The organism is Algibacter sp. L1A34 (assembly GCF_009796805.1).
Classification (GTDB): Bacteria; Bacteroidota; Bacteroidia; order Flavobacteriales; family Flavobacteriaceae; genus Algibacter.
Map to the genome: position 1 here is coordinate 3,302,552 of NZ_CP047029.1, position 22,586 is coordinate 3,325,137.

Consider the following 22,586-nt stretch of genomic DNA (forward strand, 5'->3'; position numbering starts at 1 on the left):
AAATAAAATGAAACAAAATTTAAAAGACGGAACAGCAGCACAAGGATATGATGTGGTATCATTCTTTAACGGAAGCCCTAAAAAAGGAAACGCAGCTTATACTTCAACTTATAACAATGCAAAGTACCTATTTGCGTCATTAGAGGATAAAGAAAAATTTGAAAAAGCACCAGAATCGTATACACCAGAATACGGTGGGTTTTGTGCTATTGCAATGTCTGAAGATAAACAGCTAGATCCTAATCCTAAAAGTTGGGAAGTTAGAGATGGAAAGTTATATTTTTTCACTAGAATGTTTTTCGGAATCATCGATGCTAAAAGACAATGGGTTAAAAAGCCAAAAGAATTAAGAGATTTAGCAGATACTGCTTGGGCTAAAATGAATGCTTAAAAAGGCAGCACGATTTTAATAAAGAATCGTAGTACTTTATATAAAAAAATACAAGGGAAAGATTGAAGTAAATACTACAGATAATCTTTCTCGAGTATATTCTCCTAGACTAACCGGCGCATTGTTTTGCTATAGTAGAGAATTAGAAACAAGCTTACACTAATTATTATGAATAAAATTAAAAGCATAGTTTATTTAGTTATACTAGTTATTACTACTAACCTAAATGCACAAGATTTATCTACTTTATTCAAAGAACTCGATCCATCAGTGGTAACCATTGAGGTTATAGAATATAAGGTAAAAGATGACAAAATAACAAGTTCAGGAGGTTTAGGCTCTGGGGTTATTATTGATAAAGAAGGCTTTATTTTAACAGCAGCTCATGTTGTTGAATCGGCAAATAAAGTATCGGTTAAACTTCAAAATGGAGTTGAGTTTACGGCAGATGTGTTATCAAGTTCAACAGCTGCAGATGTAGCACTTCTTAAAATAAGAACGGTACCTATAAATTTAAAACCAGTAAAAGTAGGAAGTTCTAATGCTTCAGAAGTTGGAGAACAAATACTTGTAATTGGTGCACCTTTAGGTTTGGAACACTCATTATCTGTTGGGCATATTAGCCGTAAGATGAAAAAAAATATTATTTCTAATGGTGAGATGGCCGGTTTTATACAAACAGATGCTTCTATAAATCATGGGAATTCTGGAGGGCCAATGTTTAATACCAAAGGAGAATTAATTGGTATTGTAAGCTTTATTTTATCTAATAGTGGAGGGTTTGAAGGACTTGGTTTTGCTGTAGATATTGATACGGCGAAAAAAGTTTTGTTTGATGTTAATAGTTTTTGGACAGGGTTTGAAGGTGTTTTTTTAAGCGAAGGTCTTGCTGGTGTTTTTAATACACCACAAAAATCAGGAGTCTTAATTCAGCGTATAACGCCTAACTCTTTTGCAGATAAAATTGGATTAAAACCTGGTGTTATTCAAGCAGAAATATTAGGTCAGAAATTATGGTTAGGTGGTGATATTATTTTAAGTATTCAAGGCTTAAGCTGCAATGCACCTCACGATTTGGGGAATATTAAAAAGCAGATAGAAAGTCTAAAAGTTGGAGATAAAGTGTTAATTGAGGTTTTAAGAAAAGGAAAGGTATTAACGCTTGAGTCTAATTTTTAATATATAATGAAGCTGCAATCAATAATTAACTGGAAGAAAATTATAAAATATAAGTATTTGATTGCGCTTGTAGCGGCCTTCAATTTTTTATTGACCCCAGTACATGTTGCATTTAGCAGTTTTAGTGCAAGTTATGTAGTAGTTATAAATTATACATTGGTTATTTTGAGTAGCTCGTTACTTGCCACTAAAAAAATCGCGAAATTAACTACCTATATTATTGGTTTTCTGACCTTATTGGCTATTTGGTTAGAGTTTGCAAATGCTAATTCTGAGTCAATTTTAATTTGTAGGTTAGTGTTTTCTTTTGTGCTATTTGCTTGTTTTAGTGTTATTCTTATAAGGCAACTACTAAAAATAAAGGAGATAAGCCTGCAGTTTATCCTTGGACCATTATTAGGGTTTCTTTACTTAGGTATTCTTGGAGGCATTCTTTTTGAAGCTATTAACTTCTTAAATCCAAATTCATTTCAACTCATTGAAGGGTTTTCAGGCTTTAGTTTTTACTATTTCAGTTTTATAAGTATTACCACTGTTGGTTATGGAGACATTACACCGCTTACGGCGCCAGCACAATCTCTTACGCTTGTTATGAATATCATCGGGCAATTTTATCTGGCTATTGTTATCGGTGTTTTTGTAGGTAAATACATTAATACAAAATCTAAATAAAATGTTCGAATCTTTCAGTATTGTATTTACAATTTCAGCACTTTTTAGCTACATTAATTATAAGTGGTTAAAATTACCAACAACTATTGGGTTAATGATTTTAAGTTTAATCTTAATCATCCCAATAACCCTAAGTAAAACTATTTTCCCTGAATTTTACAGGTTCTTTTGCGACATTATTGTTAATGCAGATTTTAAAACACTACTACTTAATGGTATTTTAAGTTTTTTACTGTTTGCTGGAGCTCTACATGTTAACCTTGCCGCACTTAAAAAAGAAAAAAAATCAATTTTTCTGTTTGCAACTTTAGGGGTTCTCATATCTACATTTTTAGTTGGTGGTTTAACCTTTTTTGGTGCGCAACTTATTGGTTTAGAATTACCTTTTTTACACGCACTTTTATTTGGTGCATTAATATCTCCAACCGATCCAATTGCTGTTATGGCTATTTTAAAAGAGGCTAATATTGCGGAAAGTTTAGGAATTAAAATAGAAGGAGAATCGTTGTTTAATGATGGTATTGGTGTTGTTGTTTTTTCAGGAGTATTATTAATAGCTGCTGCGACAGGAGAGCATAGTTCAACCGAAATAGGAACAGAAATAGGAACATTATTTTTAGAAGAAGTAGTAGGAGGAGTATTCTATGGACTAATAATTGGTTTTCTAGGATTAAAATGTATTCAATCTTTAAAAGAAAATCCTCAATTAGCGGTAATGATTACACTTGCTGTAGTTATGGGTGGAACAGCAGGTGCCTTTTTATTGCATATTTCAGCACCATTAGGGATGGTTGTTGCAGGATTATTTATAGGAAACAAAATACATCTTAATGAAGATAAAAACCCTGTGCAAAAAGCAATTAGTTCTTTTTGGGAGATCTTAGACGATGTATTTAATGGTATTTTATTTGTACTTATTGGGCTTGCCATTCATTTATTAAATTTTAATACAGGTTATATTGTATTAGGTATTCTTGCTATTCTAATTGTGCTTCTAGCTCGGTTTATTTCCGTGCTTTTACCATATTCATTATTAAAACATGAAGAAGAAAAACCAATTAAAACAGTTGCTATTTTGACATGGGGCGGCTTACGAGGCGGTATTTCTATAGCATTAGCGTTAAGTTTAAGTAAAGAACTTTCAGGAGATTTAATACTTCATATAACTTATATTATTGTGTTGTTCTCAATTATTGTACAAGGATTAAGTATAGGTCGTTTTGTAAAGAAATTATATACATAAACAACATAGGTGAAAATGAAAAACTTAAAAGCTCTGTGTTTTACAATTACTCTATTTATTATAAACTTTAGTTTTGCTCAATTAAGCGATTTAGCAAGAATTGACTATACAATACTTCCAGCGGGAGAATCTAATATTCAATATAGTCGGGTACGTGCATTATTTAACTATCCTATTAAATTAAAAAAAGAGGGTACATATTTATTTTTAGGAGTTGATTATAGTACTGTAAATCTTAATATGAGAGAAACTCCTTCTTTTGGCAAAGAGGAGCTTAATGATTTTCAATTACTAGATATTAATATAGCCTATACAGCGCCTTTAAAAAACGATTGGCGTTTAGGTGTAAGATTAACGCCAGGTTTTAGCTCTAATTTAACGGCAAATGATTTAAATCTTGAAGATGTAATACTCTCTGGAGATGTTATTTTTATAAAAGATAAAAAGGAAAGTAAAGATGTAAAAAAACCATGGAGACTTGTCTTAGGTGTATCTTATTCAGGAAACCGTGGGTATCCTTTTCCTTTACCATTTATTAGTTATTACAGGAAATTTAATTCAAAATGGTCGTATAACCTTGGGGTTCCAAAATCAAATTTACAATATCACGCTTCAATTAAACACCGATTTAAATTATATACAGAGCTTGATGGTTTTACATCAAACTTACAGCGTGGTGTTCTTATAAATAATTCTATAGTTGCAAAAAGTATTAATATGTCTTTACTTTTAAGTGGATTGCAATATGAATTTCACATTACCAACAATATTCAATTTTATGCAAGAACATCTTACGTGCTAAGTAATTCAGTTAATTTAAGGGATAAAAACAAAGATGATATTGTTGGATTAGATAGCTCTAATCCGCTGTATTTAAGAACAGGAATTCGCTTTAAAATTTAGAAAACATGTTAAACACAAAGGAGTATTATAATAGAGATTTATCATGGTTAAGGTTTAATCATCGCGTACTTCAGGAAGCCGCAGATGAAAGAAACCCATTGTATGAACGTATTAAATTTTTGGCCATATTTTCTTCTAATTTAGATGAGTTTTTTAAAGTTAGAGTTTCAGATATTAGAAAAATAAAACAATTAGATAAACCACTTAGAAAACGTTTAATAACAAAGCCAAATAAATTACTGAGAGAAATTAAAAAACAAGTTAATGTACAGCAAAAAGAATTTGGACGAATTTTTTTTACTAAAATAATTCCGGCATTAGAAAATGAAGGTGTTAATTTGATTTGTTATAAAGAATTTAATCAAGAACAACAGGCGTTTAGTAAAATATATTATAAAGAAAAAATAGAGTCTTCGCAATCTTTAAATATCAGTAAAGAGAAGCCTTTTCTTGAAAATGAGGCGTTGTATTTAGTTTCTCAAATTGAAGATGATTCTCTTATTTGGGTAAAAATAAATGAGCAAACACCTCGATTTGTAGAACTTCCTTCAATAGATAATAAGCATTATATAACATTTGTTGATGATATTTTAAAAGATAATCTTAAAGCAGTTTATAAACAGAGTTTTTATAGTGTAAAGATATCAAGAGATGCAGAACTGTATATAGACAATGAATATTCTGGTAATTTATTAGATAAAATTAAAGCAGCATTGCCTAATAGAATTAGCGGTCAGGTTACAAGAGCTTTAATAGATGAGCTATCTCCCAAAAAATTACAGCTTAAATTAAACGAGGTTTTAGATATTAATGAGACAGATATTATAAAAGGCGGTACTTATCATAATTTTAAAGATCTGTTTACTTTTCTTAATCCAACTACTAAAAATTTATCTTTTGCAAGTTTACCACCCTTATTAAGCAAAGAGTTTATTGACTATGACACTATGTTCCATGCTATTAAAGCTAAAGATAGACTTTTGTGTTTTCCATATCAATCTTACCAACCGGTTATTCAATTATTAGATGAAGCCTCTAATGACGATAGCGTTACAAAAATTAAAATCACTTTATATCGAATTTCAAAAAAATCACTTGTTGTAAATGCACTTTTAAATGCAGCGAAAAATGGAAAAGAAGTGTTTGTTTTTATTGAAACAAAAGCACGTTTTGATGAGGAAAATAATATAAAATGGGGAAAAGTTTTAGAAGAAAACGGAGCGCATGTAGTTTACAGTTATCCGGGAATAAAAGTACATTCTAAAATTTTATATATAGAACGTATTGAGAAAAATAAATCGCTTATTTATGGTTATATAAGTACGGGTAATTTTAATGAAAAAACCTCGGAGATTTATACCGATTTTGGGTTAATGACTGTAAACCCTAAAATTACAGGAGAACTTTGTCAGGTATTTCAAGTATTACAAGGACAAATTATTATTCCAAAATCTAAAAAACTTTTAGTATCTCCATTTACAACACGAAGTAAATTTAGAGAATTAATAGAGTCGGAAATTGAAAATGCCATAGCAGGTAAAGAAGCCTATATCATTTTGAAACTGAATAGTCTTCAAGATGCTAAAATGATTAAGTTACTCTATAAAGCAAGTAATGCAGGAGTGAAAATAAGATTACTTATACGCGGTATTTGTTGTTTGGTTCCAGGAATTGAAGGACAAAGTGTAAACATATCTATAACTAGTATTGTAGATCGATTTTTAGAACACGGTAGAATTTATGTTTTTGGAAATAATGGAAAAGAAAAAATGTATCTTGGTTCTGCAGATTGGATGACACGTAATTTAGATCATAGAATAGAAGTTATAACACCTATTTTAGATAGAGATATTCATTTAAAATTAAAAGAATTATTAGACTTACAATTAAAGGATACTATAAAATCTAGAGTAATAGATTCTAATCAAAACAACAGTTATGTAGAAAAAGGTTCATTAGGAGAATCTTCTCAACATATAATTTATAAAACATTATTATGAGTGATAAACAAAAAGAAAAAGCAGAAGATAAGTATTTAATGGATGAATTAAGTCTTGATAAAGACGGCTTAAAGCAGTTAAAAAAGAAATTAGCTAAAGTAGCACCAAGGTCGGAAAGAGGTGTAGAAACATTGTTTAGATTGTTATCTAAAAATCAGTATACATTGAATACAATGATAGATACAAAATCAAATATTTTGATATCTATAAATGCTTTAATTTTATCGTTAATATTAGGGACTGTCATGAGCCAATTAAGTAACGACCCACATCTTATTTATCCAATAGTGATGATATTATTCACCAATTTAGCATCAATTACTTTTGCCATTTTTGCAACACGTCCAGAATTGGTTCACGGAAAAAGTGAAGCGAAAAATTTAATGTTTTATGGCAATTTTCAAGATATGGAAGAAGATGAATATGTTAATAATATTACCAATTTAATGAATGAAGGGGATGAGCTTTATAAAACAATTGCAAAAGATACTTATCATTTAGGGAAAACGATTGATCGTAAATTTAAGCTCCTTCGTAAATCGTTTAATATTTTTTTGATTGGCATTATTTTATCTGTGATTGCTTTTATCGCATGTCATGCTTTGTTTGGAGGATTCATGTAGTTTTAAATGTGTTACTATTAATGTGGATAGATTTTTATGACAATCTTCAAGGTTACAGAAATGGTTAGGAACAACAAATTATATTGTACGGCATAATTAAAAATTTTTATTCTTTGGAAAAATTAAAAAATAACTTCTAATAAAAAAAGAACTCATAAGAGTTCTTTTTTTATTGTACCATAATGATTACTAGTAGTTTTATGAAAATTATTCACTCTTAGATATTCTTTATTTGAATCATCCATAATCAGTGAGTTCTGACTATCTGCCAAAAACAAAAAACCCCATAAACATAATGTTTAAGGGGTTTTACAGAGATTTTGTAATCTCTAAGCGGAGAGTAAGGGATTCGAACCCCTGGAGGTGTGACCCTCAACAGTTTTCAAGACTGCCGCATTCGACCACTCTGCCAACTCTCCAGTGTGTCTCATCAAGTATTCCCTGATTGCGGGTGCAAATATAAGAGCCTTTTTCGTTCTATTCAAATAAAATTTAAGTTTTTTTACATTAATTTTAAAACTAGTTTATAAAGTATTCATTTATAGGTAAAAACAATGAAATTGAGTTTTAGAAATAATAAAACAAATTCAGTAATCATCAATATTTACCAATCAATTCAAAAAAAATAAAATTATAAAACCTTACTTTTGCATAGCAATCAAGTAAAACTAGATGGATATTATAAAACAGTTGCAATGGCGTTATGCAACAAAAAAATTCGACGTAAACAAAACACTAACACCTACTAAGTTAAATACACTAAAAGAAGCCTTTAACCTAACCGCAACCTCTTTTGGTTTGCAAACGTTAAGCCTTGTTATAGTAAAGAACAAAACACTTCGTGAAAGCCTACTGCCTCACTCTTATAACCAATCGCAAGTGGTAAACGCATCACATTTACTTGTAATATGTATTCAAGAAAATATAGAAGAAAACGATGTAATCGACTATTATAATAACATAAAAAATATACGTAATACACCCGAAAGTATTCTAAAACCATACCGGGAACAGCTAGCTGGGATGATGGAGAGTAAAAGCCTAGAACAACGCCAAAGCTGGTCTAAAAACCAAGCCTACATTGCACTAGGTAATCTCATGACGGTTTGCGCTATAGAAAATATAGACGCTTGCCCAATGGAAGGGTTTATCCCAGAAAAATACGACGAAATCCTTCAACTAAAACAAAAAGGACTAAAATCCGTATTAACTTTACCTGTAGGTTATCGCGCCGAGGATGATATGTTTTCAACCTTAAAAAAAGTACGAAAACCAATTAACCAAACCATTATAGAAATTTAATGTTTTTGGGCGTTACCGCAAGGGTCGGGCTTTCACTACTCAATCTTTTTGTTTTTTCACTAAAACAAAAAGGATTTCAAACAAGCCGTTCAATCCCTAACGCAGCAACCGTCCACCATTAAATAAAAAGATAAAAAAAATAACAATATGCCAGGATTTGAATTATTTGGAGAACTAGAAAAACAAGAAGTAAATGATGTTTTAGACAATGGTGTTTTAATGCGCTATGGTTTCGATGGTATGCGTAAAGGGCATTGGAAAGCAAAAGCCTTAGAAGCCGAATTAGAAAGCACTTTTCAATCCAAACACGTACAACTCGTATCAAGTGGTACAGCTGCTGTATCGGTAGCTTTAGGGGCTGCTGGCGTTGGAGCAGGAGACGAGGTTATTATGCCAACCTTTACCTTTGTAGCCAGTTTTGAAGCTATAATGATGTTAGGAGCTATTCCTGTTTTAGCAGATATAGATGATACTTTAGGCTTAAACCCTGAAGCTGTAGAAGCCGCTATAACACCAAAAACAAAAGCCATTATGGTGGTGCAAATGTGTGGTAGTATGGCTAATATGGATGCGCTTAAAGATATTGCAGATAGACATAACCTTCTTTTAGTAGAAGATGCTTGTCAAGCTATTGGCGGAACTTTTAATGGTAAACCATTAGGGAGCGTTGGAGATCTTGGATGTTTTTCATTCGATTTTGTTAAAACCATAACCTGTGGAGAAGGAGGAGCTGTAATAACCAATAACGAGAAATATTACACTAATGCCGATCATTATAGCGATCATGGTCACGATCACGTTGGTAGCGATCGCGGAGCAGAAACACATCCGTTTTTAGGATATAACTTTAGAATATCAGAATTGCATGCCGCTGTAGGTTTAGCGCAAGTAAAACGGTTACCAGAATTTTTAGATATACAGAGGCGTAATTTTAATATTATACGTGAAGCTTTATCAACCATTCCAGAAGTTGTTTTTAGAACGGTTCCAGAAGGTGGAGTAGAAAGTTGTGCATTTTTAAACTTCTTTTTACCCGATTTAGAAACATCTAGAAAAGTAATAGAAGCCTTTAAAAATGGAGGCGTAGATGCTTGTTGGAATTATTTCGATAACAATTGGCATTACATTCGTAAATGGGATCATTTAAAGAATTTAAAATCGTTGTTTCCTATTTCTAAAGAAGTTAAAGAAGGATTAGAATATCTTCAAACTAGAACATTCGAAAAATCCGATCACTATATTTCTAGAAACATATCTTGTTTAATAAAACTATCATGGACAGAGGAGGAAGTTAAACAACGTGCTAATAAAATGGCAGAACTCATTAAAAGTGTATTATAAGTTATAAACACATAACCTTATAGGTTGTTATAGAATAACATAAACATAAAAAAGGCTTTAAATTTAATATTTAAAGCCTTTTTTATGTAAAGATTTTAACTGCAATCATCTGTTTTTTATATAATTGCGTATATTTAGTAAGCTATTAATTATTCTTATGAAATTCGCATGCTTTCCATTTTTATTTTTGGTCTGTTTTTGTTCTTTAGGACAAAATGATAAACAGTCAGATTCTGCTGTAATTGCAAAATACAAAACAAAGGTAATTCAGTACATAAATCCAAAGCCCGACAGTGCGCTTTATTATATACAGAAGAGTTTTAAAGTTGCAAAAAAAAGCAGTTATAAAAAGGGTATTGCCGATACGGAATATTTATATGCTCAGTATTTTAGACGCACGCAACAAAGGGATTCTGCCTTATATTATTTTCAAAGCTCAGCAAGGAAATCAGAAAATGAAAAATATAATATTGGAGCAGCCATAGCTTACAATGGGTTGTGTAGAAATTTGTACCTCTTAAGCGAATTTAAAGAAGCAGAATTTGCATGTGAGAAAGCTTTATTAAATATTAATAGCGAAGACGAACTGTCTTATATGACCAAAGCAGATACATACACCGCTTTAGGAACTATTTATAAGCAACAAGATTTTATAAAAAAGGCTCAAATATATTTTTTAAAGGTCGATTCTATGCATGTTAAAAAGACATTAAGACCAGATGTTATTGCTGCAGCATATCAAAATTTAGGAAGTATTTACTTGGAGTTTGACGATCTTGAACTTGCCGAATCATATTATTTAAAAGCAAATAATCAGTTTGGAAAACTACCCGCTGCAGCTGCCGAATATTACATGAGTACTAATAATGTAGAGTTAGGTAAACTATATTTTAAACAACAAAAATTAAACTTAGCAGATAGTATTTTAACCAATTCGCAGAAATTTTTTATTAAAATTAAAGACTTAAGTAACGCCGCAGAGATAGGGAGAGCACTTGGCCTTATTAAATTGGATAAAAATGAATTAGAAGAAGCAAAAGTCTATTTTACGAAATCTTTTGAATTTTATAAGGAATCAAAATTTAATTTACAAGCGGCTACAAATGCACTTGAACTCGCAAAACTTTCATTACTCCAAAATAATTTACAAAAAGCTTTATCATGGTCTAAGGTTGGGATTCAATTAAATGAAAGTATAAATAACAGCATACTTAAAAAGGATTTGGCATTTGTTATGGCAGATGTTTATACGCAAACAGGGGAGCATCAAAAAGCAAATAATCTCAGTAAAATAGCATACAAAATAAAAGATTCACTCAGTCAAATTCAAATTGCTGAAACTATTAAAGAAATTGAAGAGAAATATCAAACAGAACAAAAAGACAAGGAGATAAAATCTTTAAAAGCAGAAAGTGATTTAGCCCTACAACAACAAAAGAATGAGCGCAACTTATTAGTTGGCGGTTTAGGGTTTACAACGCTTGCTGGACTATTTCTTTTCGTGCTTTACAGAAATCATCAAAAAACAAATACTAAATTAAAAGAGCTGGATACTGCCAAATCAAACTTTTTCGCTAATATATCGCACGAGTTTCGAACACCACTTACTTTAATATCAAATCCAATAGATGCCGCTATTGAAGATCCTTCTATTTCAGATAAAAAACGAGAGCAGTTTGTTATGGCTAAACGCAATTCCGATAGGTTATTGGCATTAGTTAATCAATTATTAGATCTATCAAAAATAGACGCAGGACAATTAAAACTTCATATTCAAACAGGTAATATTCAAGACCTTATTTCTGGGCTAGCAGAATCTTTTAACTATTCAGCTAAACAAAACCATATTAATTATCAACTACAAATTGAAAAATATGAAGATACCGTTTGGTTTGATAAGGACGCAGTTGAGAAAATAAGTATCAATTTATTGTCTAACGCCATAAAATACACACCCGCTAATGGCAGTGTTACTTGTAAGTCTTATATAGAAAATAATACATGGCATTTTAGTGTAAAAAATACAGGTGTAGGATTAACAAAGCAAGAACAAGAAGATGTTTTTACTCGTTTTTATCAAACCGATGAAAACAACCAGGGAACAGGTATTGGTTTAGCTCTAGTGAAGGAATTAGTAGAACTTCATAAAGGAACCATAAAAGTGGAAAGTAAGCTTAATGAATCTATTTGCTTTAGTGTTACACTGCCCATAGATAAAAATAGTTTTAAAAATGAAGTATTTATAGCATCATCTAAAATTACCGACAATTACGAATCCGTTCAAATTGAAGCTTCCAAAAACATAGAGGACGATTTTGAAGATGCAGATAAGCCTATTTTGTTAATAGTTGAAGACAATGTAGATGTTACCATTTTACTTAAACAAACATTTGAAGATTATTATAATATTATTACGGCTAAAAATGGACAAATAGGTATAGATTTAGCGATCGAGCATGTGCCAGATATTATAATATCTGATATTATGATGCCTGTTAAAGATGGTGTAGCACTTACCAAAACATTAAAAAATAACGCGCTTACTAGCCATATTCCCATTATTTTACTGACCGCGAAAGCAGGGGACAAAAACGAATTAAAAGGTATAGAAATTGGTGCCGATGATTATATTACAAAACCATTTAGTTCTAAACTTTTAAAAACGAAAGTATCTAACCTTATCGCGATTAGGCAAAAGCTTCAAAGTCGCTACAGTCAGGAAATAGTGTTAACTCCTAAAGATATTGCTGTTACTAATTTAGACGAACAATTTTTAAATAAAGTTCAGGAAGTTCTAGAAGCAAACCTTATAGAATCTTCTTTCAATGTCGAAAATTTCAGTAAAGCTGTCGGTATGAGCCGTATGCAACTGCATCGTAAAATAAAAGCACTTACTGGTTTATCGGCTTCGGAATTTGTTAGATCACAACGTTTAAAATTAGCTGCTCAGCTTTTAAAAACTTCCGATATTAATATTTCTCAAGTAGGATATTCGGTTGGTTTTAACGATCATTCTTATTTCGCAAAATGCTTTAAAGATACTTACAAGTCTACACCAACCGAGTATGCAAAAAATAATGTTGTTAAATAATATTTTGAGCCCTATTTAACAACGTTTATTTCTTAAACACAAACTATATTACTTCTAAATCTTGGGTTTTGTTTTACTATAATTAGAATTGTTTTTAATTATTAGTAAAAAAACAGTCTTCTTAAACCCTTGCTAATACTCACTTGTTACATAATTTATAGCTATTGTTACGTGCGTTATAAATAATTATTTATAACACGTTTACATTTGAAGGAATTAATAGCAATAATGTTACTCAATTAATAAGTGATTAAAAAAAATAAAACTTATAAAGGAGAAATAGAATCATTCCCAAGACATATTATATATCTAAATGTTAACAATTTAGATGAAGGAGCGTACACTTTAATAATTCTTAACAGAAATAAAGTAATTAAAAAAATAAGCTTTGATAAGTAATAATTATGAAACGGAAATACACATTATTTTTATTAATATTCATTTTAGCATTTTTCAACTTTAATGCTCAAACTGAGTTTAGGAAAGATTCCATTCATCTATTTCAATGGGATAATACCAATGATAATTGGAAACATAATACAAGAGAGTATCTCACTTATGATGATGGAGGAAGTAATGAAACGAATCTACGTCGGCAGTTTCTTAGTGGTAATACTTGGGCTAATTATTATCAATTCAATAAAGTTTACACAACTAGTGATCTTTTAGAAGAGAACATTCAACAAAACTGGAATAGTCCAAACACAGGTTGGAATGATAAGTATAAACATGTTTACCTGTTTGATAGCAACCAAAACGAAATAGAACATCAATATTTTTTATACAATAATGGTGTTTGGGGAAATTATCAAAAGGAAACTAAAGATTATGTGAACAACTACCTTAATACCAAAACGCAATATCAATACAACTCTGTATTGATGGAGTTTGTACCAGAAAAACAATTTATTTATAACTATTCAGACAATTTATTGGATTTTGAAATACATCAAATTTACTTTCCAGATTTTGGTGTTTGGGATAATAATGAAAAAATTGAGTATACATATAATATAAATAATCAACATAAAAATATTGAATATTTTGGATTTAATGCGACTACTGGCATGTTTTCAGAATCTCCATACAAAAAAACAGTTATCACTTATACTTCTGAAGGACTTATAGAAGGAAGTATAACGCAGTTATGGGCATCCTCAGAATATGTGAATACAGAACGATTTCTGTATAGCTACACCAATGAAAATCTAACAGAATTAGTAATGCAAAATTGGAGTACTACCTTGGGAGATTGGGTTAATTCCTATAGACATGTAAAAACATACGACTCCAATGATAACGAAATAGAATTCATCTATGAAAACTGGAATATAGCTATGGAACCTAATGAATGGAAAGGGTTTTTACGAATAGTTAATTTCTGGTCAGAGTCTGAAACATTAGAGGTTAATAATTATGAAAAAAATGCTTCAGTTAGTGTCTATCCCAATCCAGCAACTCATTACTTAAACATCCTTTCTAAAGAACCAATTCTCTCCGTTGAATTGTATAATTTGTTAGGGAAACAAGTATTAAAAACAACCCAAACAGAACATATAGATATCTCAAACTTAGACTCAGGTATGTTTCTTCTAAAATTAAGTTCAGACCATACGCACACTATAAAAAAGTTAATAATTAAATAGGGCAGATAGAATAGCCTAATAATAACTAAAAAAATAACCACATGAAAACTTTAATACTCAGTTTATGTTCATTAGTTCTATTCTTAATTTGTACATCTTGTTCGGATGATGATAACAAAGGTAATGATGATACTGAAGACTTTACATTAACCTTTAATGTAGAAACCAATCAAGACCAAATGGAAAATTTTTCTCATAATAAAATGGTTATTTTTAATAGTGAAGTTTGGTCAATTGGTGGTATTATCCAATCTAATATAAGTGCTGGTAGTGATGTTTGGAAAAGTACAAACGGCGTAAACTGGTTGTCAGTTACAAGCAATCAATTTCCAATGCGTGTTGAACATACACTTACAGTTTTTGATAATAAAATGTGGGTCATAGGTGGTTTTACAGAAAATGATTCTGGTGTCTATGAAGCATTGAGTGACGTATGGTATTCTTCAGATGGTGAAACCTGGACTCTAGCTACTAATGATATTATTGGTACATCAACTATAGGATTTCATAGTACAGTTGTTTTTAATAACAAATTGTATCTTATTAAAGATGGTTACTACGAAAGTGCCCCAGGTTGTACCGTTTGGTCTTCTAGTGATGGTATTTCATGGGTACGAGAAACCGATAATGCATTTCCTTACAGAGACGATTTTAGTTCAACTGTATTCAATAACGAAATTTATGTAACAGGTGGAAGTTGGGGGTCTGACTTTTTTAATGAAATATGGAAAAGTTCAGATGGTATAAACTGGACCCAAGTAAATACCAGTAGTACTATTTTTTCGCCAAGAGCAGGTCATGCCTTTATAGTTTACGAAAACAAACTATGGGTTTTTGGTGGTAGAAATAATACATCAACAATTACGGGTATGGGACTTTGGTATTCTAATGATGGTGAAGCATGGTTTAGGTACGAACCACTTCCAGCAGAGGATGGCCTTCAAAACTTTGCTGCGTTAAACTACAATAATGCTATATGGATTTTTGGAGGTTTACGTCAAGTACCAGGGGCTACTTTAAAAAATAGAGTAGGAACAATAAATACTATAACTCTAAATTAATTTTTCAAAATAAACTACTTATGAAAGCATTTATTAAACAAATAGCATTAATAATACTTATAACTATAATAACGGCTTGTAGTAAAGATTCAGTTTCTAAATCCGAAACAAATGTTTATGCTGCAGGGTTTGAAGATTACGGATTAAGAAAGGTAGCTAAAATGTGGAAAAATAGTGAAGCTATAGCCTTAACAGATGGCTCTTATTATTCAGAAGTAGTCGATTTATATATAGTGAATAACGATGTATATGTTTTAGGTTACGAATCGAATGGTGCTAATGAAGTTATTAAAATATGGGAAAACGGCCTAGAAATAGCGCTTACCGATGGTACTAATAATGCAAGACCAACATCTTTATATGTTTCAGAAGGTGATGTTTATGTTACTGGCTATAAAAATGGAGATGCAACACTTTGGAAAAATGGCATAGAGGTAGCCTTAACTGATGGGAATCATTTTTCATCAGCAAATTCCGTTTTTGTTTCTAGCAACGATGTATATGTGGCAGGTTTTGAAGAAGATGATGGATTTGGATATATCGCTAAAATTTGGAAAAATGAAATACCAATTCCATTAACAAATGGAACTACCGATGCAGAAGCAACATCTGTATATGTTTTAGGTAGTGATGTATATGTATCAGGACACAAAGATAATGGTACAGTAAAAGTGGCTACCATGTGGAAAAACGGAGTAGAAACAGCCTTAAGCGATGGGGTTTATGACACTGAAACAACTGATATATATGCAGTAGGTGGTGATGTGTATGTCACTGGTTTTGCAAGTAATGATATCATTAGAGTGGTAAAAATGTGGAAAAACGGCATTGAAGTCCCTATAACAGATGGTTTAAATCGTTCTAAACTTTATTCGATTTCTGTTTTAGATGATAATATTTACCTATCTGGTTACGAGTCTAATAATGAAAATGATATTGCAAAAATTTGGAAAGATGGAGAAGAAATATTTTTAACAGACGGTAGTAACTATGCAAGTGCTAATGCTGTTTTTGTAGTGAAAAATTAGAAAAGAGGCTTTTAAAAATTAAAATAAATAATCATGAAAAAAACAATCTACTTTCTTTTAATCTTTTTATTAATAACAGCACAAAGCTGCGAAACTGATATTCCAGAAACCGATAATATTCCACCAACCTTCTCATTTAGAATAACAGGAGACGGGTTTGAATATGTATTTGATCAAGATACAGATTATGATAATATACAGCTTAATTTAAAGCATGATGCCGAATATGATTTCATCTTTTCTGGTAGTGACAATGGAGGTGTTAAGCTTATAGAATGGCAATTGCCAGATGACGATTTTATAGAGTTTGATTCTACCGTTTCAAGCCCATGGACAGTAACGAATGTTTCATCGATAAATAAAATTATTAAGTGGGAAGGTAACTCCAATAATCCCTTAACAGGAAATATACTTGCAGGAACGTTTGAATCTAATGGCGAGAATATATCAGACACTTTTAGATTTTTTGTATCAGATTTTGGAGGAGAATCTGGAGTATCAAACACCACATCAAAAGAGCTTACCATATACATAGGTGAGCACGACACAGAAATAGTTTCATTATAACTAAAATCTAGAACCTATGAAAAATATATTTAAAATCATTTTATGCTTAACAAGCATATTGATACTATCTAGCTGTAGTAAAAATGATGATGATAATTCAGAAAACATACAAATTGGTAATTTTCACGAAGGCGGTATTGTATTTTATGTAGATGATACGGGTGAGCATGGTCTTGTTTGTGCAACAAAAGATTTGATTCAACCAATGCGATGGGGTTATAACGATGTACTATTAAATAATACTGAACAAATTATAGGTTCTGGGTTAGCAAATACCCTAGCTATTACCGCTGCATATCCAGATATTGATACAGCTGCAAAATTGTGTTTAAACTTTGAAGATGATGAGTATGCAGATTGGTACCTACCTAGTTTAGATGAACTTAACCTAATATACACAAACAAAAACAAGATTAATGCGACAGCTATTGCTAATGAAGGTGAAGTATTTAAAACTTTAGATGACGACAGGTCTAACTATTGGAGCTCTAGTGAAGAAGTCGAAATAAATGCTTGGTTAATACAATTTGATACGGGCTTAACAAAAACATATTATAAAACATACATACAAAATATTAGGCCAATTAGAGCTTTTTAATAAAAAGATATAAAAAATGACACATGAAAAATTTAAGAATACTCTTAATCACTATAATCGCTACCCTTATTAGTTGTAGTAAAAATGATGATGTAAATAATCTAGAAGATGGCATTCGTGTAAAGACTTATGCTATAAATGCAGATGAGTATAATCTTGTATATAATGCAAAAAATCTATTAACAGATTATGAATCAAATACAGAAAATAACCAAGTAAAATATAATGCAGATAATAATATTATTGAAAACGGAAATACCACATACACCTACAATTCGCAAGGAAGGATGTCTACAATAACTATATTAAATAGTAGAGGTACAAGAGAAAGTGATGTAGTATATATTAATGACGGAAAAACGGTGCAAATTAATTCTATTTACACACCAAATGTTGGTGTTACAGGTACTTCACAAACAACGGTTGTATATAATAGCAATAATAAAGTAGACTCTATTTTAGAATACAATCCTATTTATTATAATAAGTATTATAAAATAGAATTTGCTTTTGATGATAAGGATAATATTATACAGCAAAGAACATCAGGTAGTGTAGATGGTGAAACATTTACAACTACAGAAACCGTAAGTTATATCTATGATGATAAACTAAACCCGTATTATAATACACTTACAAAAACGGGTACTACTAGCAATATTAATTTAATAAGTATAACTGGTTCTAGAACCTTAGGAAACCAAATAGGCTATCAAGCACTTTATTATTACAGTAAAAATAATGTAATCACAATCAATCAGAGATTTTCCTCAGGAGATTCACAAGTAACTCAAAATGAGTATGCTTATAACGAAGGTAATTATCCAATAGCGTCAGAAAGAACGGTAAGTTATACTACCGGTACAGATTCTGATACCTATACAACCTATTACAATTGGACATACGAAATATATTAATTAATTAAACAGATAAAAATGAATTTTAAAAAATACACCATCACAATTTTAAGTGTGTTATTGCTGATATCATGTAGTAAAGACGACGATAATGGTAATAAAAACCAAGGCTTTGTAACCACTTGGCAAACCACCGCATCTAACGAAGATATTACTATTTACACAAACTCAAGTTATACCTATAATTATACAGTAGATTGGGGAGATGGAACAATTTCTAATAATGCTATTGGAACTGTTTCTCATACTTACGCTACAGCAGGAGCACATACAGTAAGTATAACCGGAGATTTTCCTGCTATTTATAATTATGAAAGCCCTAATAATGCCGCCAAACTCCAAACTATTGAAAGTTGGGGCAATATAGCTTGGAAGTCTATGTATTATGCTTTCTCTGGATGTGTAAATCTAAGATTAAATACAAAAGATGCACCTAACTTAAGTAGTGTAACAAGTCTAAGAGGTGTGTTTCGGGGAGCTAGTTCTTTTAATCAAGACCTAAGTGGTTGGGATGTTAGTAATGTAATTGATATGAACGATATGTTTCGGAACTCTAGTTCTTTTAATCAAGATCTAAGTGATTGGGCTACAGGAAACGTAAGAAATTGTTATGACTTTTCAATAGGTTCAGCCTTAACAATATCAAACCTACCCACGTTAGGTCGTTGTTTTTAGTTAAAATAATTATTTAGAAAATTTTAATAATAAAAATCATGAAACGATTACAAAAACTATTAATTGTATTTACCATAAGCGCATCTGCCATATCACAAGCCCAAGAAAAAAAAACAGACAGTACGCAAGTTAATAAAAGTAACTATTTAGACATGGGAGCAGGAACCTTAACCGATATTTTTGGTAGCAATTTAGATGGCAATAAAGATGGGAAAAAATTGAGTTTTTTAGAAATGGTAGATAAAATGGATTTACCTGCAGAACAAAAAACAGAATACAAAAATCTATATTATTTACAGTCTAAAAATCTTACTGAAAAGCAAAAAGACTCACTAGGAAAAGTAATGAGTAAAAAAATAAAAGAAGCAAAACGAGTTGATGAATAATTAATCCATAAAACTTAAAAAATGAAAACCTCAAAAAACAATACACGCATATTATATGTTTCCAAAGTTATTTTACTGGCTATTGCATTTTGTTTTACTACAACTACAAATGCACAATTTTTAAAAAAATTAGGAAATACTATAGAAAACGCTGCACAAAAAACAGTAGAGAAAAAAGTAGAGGAAAAAACAGAAAAAGAAACCAATAAAGCATTCGATTCTACATTCAATAAAACGCCCAAGAAAAAGAATAAAGAAAACAATCCCATAGTATCAAAATCGGCCGTAGAGCCAGCAGGCACATATACATTTACACATATATATACCATGCAAATTGAAGATGGTAATCGTAATACTAATTTAGATTATTATTTAACACCATCTGGTGATTATTTTGCGACCCAAATACTAGATGGTAATGCTAAAAACACCACCATTAGTGTGATGGATTTGACTCAAAAAACAATACATACATTAATGGATAATAAAGGTGATAAAACCCGTATCTCTATGGGGCTTAATTTGGACAAGTCATCAAATTATATGATTGACCAAACTAATATCAAAGTAACTCCAACAGGAACTACAAAAACTATACTAGGCTACACCTGCGAAGGTTATAAAGTAGAAGGGGATACGGTTGAAGGTACTGTATGGGTAACTCAAGATGCTGGAATTTCTTTTTCGAAGCATATGTACAAATCAGATCCTACTCAATCCCAAGATGTCATTTTTAAAAAATTATTAACGGGCTTAACATTAGAAATGGATATGGTAGATACCTCTAGAAAAAAAGATAAACCCATAAAAATGACCTGTATAAAACTAGAAAAAAATAACACGACCATTAATACTAGTAGTTATAAAAAACTCATGTAGTCAAATAAATAAAACATATTACTATGAAGAAGACACTTAGATATACAATATTGCTTTTATTATCCATCACACTTTTTAATTGTGGAGGTGGAGATGATGATACCTCTGCTAATAGTGATGATAGACCATTTATCACGACTTGGTTAACGACTACCGATAATGAAAATATTAGAATACCTATAGATAGTAGATATACGTATAGCTACACCGTAAATTGGGGAGACGGTACAACTGATAATAACCTAACAGATCATGCTAGGCATACCTATGAAATGCCTGGTACATATACTGTTGAAATCTCAGGAACCTTTCCTGCTATTAGATTTAGTGGTGGAGGAACTAACAGTACCCCAGACAAATTACGAACTATAGAACAATGGGGTGGTATAGAATGGGAATCTATGATAGATGCTTTCGAAGGGTGCAGATTTTTAACATACACGGCTACAGATGCTCCTAACTTAAGTAATGTAACAAATATGTCTAGTATGTTCTCATTTGCATGGGAGTTTAATGGAGATCTTAGTAGCTGGGATACCAGTAACGTAACAAATATGTCTGCTATGTTTGCTCATGCAAGAGCCTTTAATGGGGATATAAGTACTTGGGACACTAGTAATGTAGATGATATGGGGTTAATGTTTACTTCTGCATGGGCGTTTAATGGAAACCTTAGTAATTGGGATGTTAGTAATGTAACAGTTATAGCGTCTATGTTCTCAGGTGCATCCGTTTTTAATGGCGACTTAAGTAACTGGGATGTTGGTAATGTTATACAATTACAAAGTATGTTCGCAGGAGCAAGTGCTTTTAACGGAGATCTTAGTAATTGGAATGTTGGCAGTGTAACCATTATGGATGATGTGTTTAAAGGAGCAAGTATTTTTAACGCAGATCTTAGTAATTGGGATGTTAGCAATGTAGAAGATATGAGAAATACGTTTGAAAATGCAACAGTTTTTAATCAAAATTTATCTGGTTGGAATACAAGTAATGTAATACGATGTGAAGATTTCGCTTTAGGATCTGCATTAACATCAGCTAATCTCCCTACGCAAGGATGCTTTGGTTTGTAAGGTCACAAATTTATATATAAAAAGTAAAAACTAAAATTAATCCATCATGAAAAAACTATCAATTATCCTCTTTATTCTTGTAAATTCAATCTTCACGTTTGCCCAACAAGGTATTAACTATAAAGCCATTATTAAAGATGCTAGTGGCAATGTAGTAGCCAACGATTTAATACAAGTTGAGTTTGCTATTCGCACAGGCATATCTAATCCTTCAGACAATAATTATTTAGAAACGCATACACCAACTACCGATGCTAATGGGTTAGTAATACTTAACATAGGTGAAGGTACTGTAAATAGCGGTGTTTTTGCAGATATAGATTGGGCAAGTGGTAGACACTTTCTTAGTGTGTATATTAATATTGGAGAAGGTTTTGTAGATATGGGAACTACGGAGTTTATGTCTGTGCCATATGCGAAGCATGCTCAAATTGCGGAAAAAATTATTAAACTTCCTGAACCTTATATTTTAGGAAGAAGTTTAATAAGTTCTAATGCAAGATTTCAATTTAATGAAAAGCATGGGTGGCAGGCTGCACAAAAAATGTGTGAAGCAGCCTATCCTAGAGACCCTAATGTACGTGCTTTTACTTTAGAGCAAATAACCCAAGCCATAATTTTAGGAAACTATGATGAAACTAATTTAAATAGTATTAATCAAGTACGATTTTGGGCAATTACACCAGTTACCTATAATGTAGGTAATACCTATTTTGCAAGTGCTCATGAAAATAATGCTCATGGGCTCAATATTAGCGCTGGAGATAGTGGCCGTGGAACAACAGGGGAAATACGTATCGAAGATTCAACTTTTATAGAAAACGGGAGTAATCCTTTTAAAACGTATTTAAAAGTATTTAATGGGGTTGGTCCAAATACGAATTATCCATGTATGTGTGGTACATATAGGTGATTTCAATCTTGTATTTGTTTTAATAATGCTATGAAAACCTTAATTAAGGTTAGTAATAAATTTAATTATATGCTATATAAACTTTAATCTAAACT

The 22,586-nt window shown here is 31.3% G+C and carries 21 protein-coding genes and 1 tRNA gene; 21 read left to right on the forward strand and 1 reads right to left on the reverse strand.

Going from position 1 to position 22,586, the window contains the following annotated elements:
- Positions 1-7 precede the first annotated feature (7 nt).
- The 7 genes from GQR97_RS13910 (at position 8) to GQR97_RS13940 (ending at position 7,011) form a co-directional block, all read left to right on the forward strand.
- Positions 8-391, forward strand: coding sequence for a YHS domain-containing (seleno)protein (locus GQR97_RS13910; protein WP_158849418.1), 384 nt, complete (start codon positions 8-10; stop codon positions 389-391).
- A 168-nt stretch (positions 392-559) separates the two neighbouring features.
- Positions 560-1,570 (forward strand): S1C family serine protease, encoded by a 1,011-nt coding sequence (locus tag GQR97_RS13915; RefSeq protein ID WP_158849420.1) that lies wholly within the window; start codon positions 560-562, stop codon positions 1,568-1,570.
- A 6-nt stretch (positions 1,571-1,576) separates the two neighbouring features.
- Positions 1,577-2,242, forward strand: a complete 666-nt coding sequence (locus GQR97_RS13920) for a potassium channel family protein (protein WP_158849422.1) — start codon at positions 1,577-1,579, stop codon at positions 2,240-2,242.
- Position 2,243: 1 nt separating this feature from the next.
- Positions 2,244-3,485, forward strand: a complete 1,242-nt coding sequence (locus tag GQR97_RS13925; protein WP_158849424.1) for a cation:proton antiporter — start codon at positions 2,244-2,246, stop codon at positions 3,483-3,485.
- A 15-nt stretch (positions 3,486-3,500) separates the two neighbouring features.
- Positions 3,501-4,388 carry a DUF6268 family outer membrane beta-barrel protein gene (locus tag GQR97_RS13930; RefSeq protein ID WP_158849426.1) on the forward strand — a complete coding sequence of 296 codons (888 nt, stop codon included), beginning with the start codon at positions 3,501-3,503 and terminating at the stop codon, positions 4,386-4,388.
- A 5-nt stretch (positions 4,389-4,393) separates the two neighbouring features.
- On the forward strand, positions 4,394-6,388 hold the full coding sequence (gene ppk1, locus GQR97_RS13935) for a polyphosphate kinase 1 (RefSeq protein ID WP_158849428.1): 1,995 nt from the start codon (positions 4,394-4,396) through the stop codon (positions 6,386-6,388).
- Positions 6,385-7,011, forward strand: coding sequence for a Pycsar system effector family protein (locus tag GQR97_RS13940; RefSeq protein WP_158849430.1), 627 nt, complete (start codon positions 6,385-6,387; stop codon positions 7,009-7,011). The genes ppk1 and GQR97_RS13940 overlap by 4 nt, the downstream gene beginning before the upstream one ends.
- 334 nt (positions 7,012-7,345) lie before the next feature.
- On the opposite strand, the gene GQR97_RS13945 is transcribed toward GQR97_RS13940, so the two are convergent.
- Positions 7,346-7,430, reverse strand: a tRNA-Ser gene (locus GQR97_RS13945).
- Between the two features lie 253 nt (positions 7,431-7,683).
- Between GQR97_RS13945 and GQR97_RS13950 the strand changes: the two genes are divergently transcribed.
- The 14 genes from GQR97_RS13950 to GQR97_RS14015 all read left to right on the forward strand — a co-directional run bounded on the left by GQR97_RS13950 (position 7,684) and on the right by GQR97_RS14015 (position 22,491).
- Complete coding sequence (locus tag GQR97_RS13950; protein ID WP_158849432.1) at positions 7,684-8,313, forward strand: NAD(P)H-dependent oxidoreductase; 630 nt, start codon at positions 7,684-7,686, stop codon at positions 8,311-8,313.
- A 147-nt stretch (positions 8,314-8,460) separates the two neighbouring features.
- Positions 8,461-9,654: a DegT/DnrJ/EryC1/StrS family aminotransferase gene (locus GQR97_RS13955; RefSeq protein ID WP_158849434.1), complete on the forward strand. Its 1,194-nt coding sequence runs from the start codon at positions 8,461-8,463 to the stop codon at positions 9,652-9,654.
- Positions 9,655-9,811: 157 nt separating this feature from the next.
- Positions 9,812-12,745, forward strand: coding sequence for a response regulator (locus GQR97_RS13960; protein ID WP_158849436.1), 2,934 nt, complete (start codon positions 9,812-9,814; stop codon positions 12,743-12,745).
- Between the two features lie 404 nt (positions 12,746-13,149).
- Complete coding sequence (locus GQR97_RS13965) at positions 13,150-14,391, forward strand: T9SS type A sorting domain-containing protein (protein WP_158849438.1); 1,242 nt, start codon at positions 13,150-13,152, stop codon at positions 14,389-14,391.
- 41 nt (positions 14,392-14,432) lie between these two features.
- Positions 14,433-15,452 (forward strand): Kelch repeat-containing protein, encoded by a 1,020-nt coding sequence (locus tag GQR97_RS13970; RefSeq protein WP_158849440.1) that lies wholly within the window; start codon positions 14,433-14,435, stop codon positions 15,450-15,452.
- A 20-nt stretch (positions 15,453-15,472) separates the two neighbouring features.
- A complete protein-coding gene (locus GQR97_RS13975) occupies positions 15,473-16,480 on the forward strand; it encodes a hypothetical protein (protein WP_158849442.1) in 1,008 nt (335 codons plus the stop codon).
- A 33-nt stretch (positions 16,481-16,513) separates the two neighbouring features.
- The gene (locus tag GQR97_RS13980; protein ID WP_158849444.1) at positions 16,514-17,047 is read left to right on the forward strand and encodes a hypothetical protein; all 534 of its coding nucleotides are present in this window, start codon (positions 16,514-16,516) and stop codon (positions 17,045-17,047) included.
- Between the two features lie 16 nt (positions 17,048-17,063).
- Positions 17,064-17,645: a DUF1566 domain-containing protein gene (locus tag GQR97_RS13985; protein ID WP_158849446.1), complete on the forward strand. Its 582-nt coding sequence runs from the start codon at positions 17,064-17,066 to the stop codon at positions 17,643-17,645.
- Positions 17,646-17,668: 23 nt separating this feature from the next.
- Entirely contained in the window at positions 17,669-18,562 is an 894-nt protein-coding gene (locus tag GQR97_RS13990) for a hypothetical protein (RefSeq protein WP_158849448.1), read from the forward strand.
- 18 nt (positions 18,563-18,580) lie between these two features.
- Positions 18,581-19,237 (forward strand): BspA family leucine-rich repeat surface protein, encoded by a 657-nt coding sequence (locus GQR97_RS13995; RefSeq protein WP_158849450.1) that lies wholly within the window; start codon positions 18,581-18,583, stop codon positions 19,235-19,237.
- Between the two features lie 38 nt (positions 19,238-19,275).
- Entirely contained in the window at positions 19,276-19,623 is a 348-nt protein-coding gene (locus GQR97_RS14000) for a hypothetical protein (RefSeq protein ID WP_158849452.1), read from the forward strand.
- Between the two features lie 21 nt (positions 19,624-19,644).
- On the forward strand, positions 19,645-20,502 hold the full coding sequence (locus GQR97_RS14005) for a DUF4412 domain-containing protein (protein ID WP_158849454.1): 858 nt from the start codon (positions 19,645-19,647) through the stop codon (positions 20,500-20,502).
- A gap of 23 nt (positions 20,503-20,525) precedes the next feature.
- The gene (locus GQR97_RS14010) at positions 20,526-21,578 is read left to right on the forward strand and encodes a BspA family leucine-rich repeat surface protein (RefSeq protein ID WP_158849456.1); all 1,053 of its coding nucleotides are present in this window, start codon (positions 20,526-20,528) and stop codon (positions 21,576-21,578) included.
- Between the two features lie 46 nt (positions 21,579-21,624).
- Complete coding sequence (locus tag GQR97_RS14015) at positions 21,625-22,491, forward strand: hypothetical protein (RefSeq protein WP_158849458.1); 867 nt, start codon at positions 21,625-21,627, stop codon at positions 22,489-22,491.
- The last annotated feature ends 95 nt before the right edge of the window (positions 22,492-22,586 follow it).

Coding starts and splice junctions, on each gene's coding strand:
- GQR97_RS13910 (WP_158849418.1), top strand. CDS start 8: ATGAAACAAAATTTAAAAGACGGAACAGCAGCACAAGGATATGATGTG.
- GQR97_RS13915 (WP_158849420.1), top strand. CDS start 560: ATGAATAAAATTAAAAGCATAGTTTATTTAGTTATACTAGTTATTACT.
- GQR97_RS13920 (WP_158849422.1), top strand. CDS start 1,577: ATGAAGCTGCAATCAATAATTAACTGGAAGAAAATTATAAAATATAAG.
- GQR97_RS13925 (WP_158849424.1), top strand. CDS start 2,244: ATGTTCGAATCTTTCAGTATTGTATTTACAATTTCAGCACTTTTTAGC.
- GQR97_RS13930 (WP_158849426.1), top strand. CDS start 3,501: ATGAAAAACTTAAAAGCTCTGTGTTTTACAATTACTCTATTTATTATA.
- ppk1 (WP_158849428.1), top strand. CDS start 4,394: ATGTTAAACACAAAGGAGTATTATAATAGAGATTTATCATGGTTAAGG.
- GQR97_RS13940 (WP_158849430.1), top strand. CDS start 6,385: ATGAGTGATAAACAAAAAGAAAAAGCAGAAGATAAGTATTTAATGGAT.
- GQR97_RS13950 (WP_158849432.1), top strand. CDS start 7,684: ATGGATATTATAAAACAGTTGCAATGGCGTTATGCAACAAAAAAATTC.
- GQR97_RS13955 (WP_158849434.1), top strand. CDS start 8,461: ATGCCAGGATTTGAATTATTTGGAGAACTAGAAAAACAAGAAGTAAAT.
- GQR97_RS13960 (WP_158849436.1), top strand. CDS start 9,812: ATGAAATTCGCATGCTTTCCATTTTTATTTTTGGTCTGTTTTTGTTCT.
- GQR97_RS13965 (WP_158849438.1), top strand. CDS start 13,150: ATGAAACGGAAATACACATTATTTTTATTAATATTCATTTTAGCATTT.
- GQR97_RS13970 (WP_158849440.1), top strand. CDS start 14,433: ATGAAAACTTTAATACTCAGTTTATGTTCATTAGTTCTATTCTTAATT.
- GQR97_RS13975 (WP_158849442.1), top strand. CDS start 15,473: ATGAAAGCATTTATTAAACAAATAGCATTAATAATACTTATAACTATA.
- GQR97_RS13980 (WP_158849444.1), top strand. CDS start 16,514: ATGAAAAAAACAATCTACTTTCTTTTAATCTTTTTATTAATAACAGCA.
- GQR97_RS13985 (WP_158849446.1), top strand. CDS start 17,064: ATGAAAAATATATTTAAAATCATTTTATGCTTAACAAGCATATTGATA.
- GQR97_RS13990 (WP_158849448.1), top strand. CDS start 17,669: ATGAAAAATTTAAGAATACTCTTAATCACTATAATCGCTACCCTTATT.
- GQR97_RS13995 (WP_158849450.1), top strand. CDS start 18,581: ATGAATTTTAAAAAATACACCATCACAATTTTAAGTGTGTTATTGCTG.
- GQR97_RS14000 (WP_158849452.1), top strand. CDS start 19,276: ATGAAACGATTACAAAAACTATTAATTGTATTTACCATAAGCGCATCT.
- GQR97_RS14005 (WP_158849454.1), top strand. CDS start 19,645: ATGAAAACCTCAAAAAACAATACACGCATATTATATGTTTCCAAAGTT.
- GQR97_RS14010 (WP_158849456.1), top strand. CDS start 20,526: ATGAAGAAGACACTTAGATATACAATATTGCTTTTATTATCCATCACA.
- GQR97_RS14015 (WP_158849458.1), top strand. CDS start 21,625: ATGAAAAAACTATCAATTATCCTCTTTATTCTTGTAAATTCAATCTTC.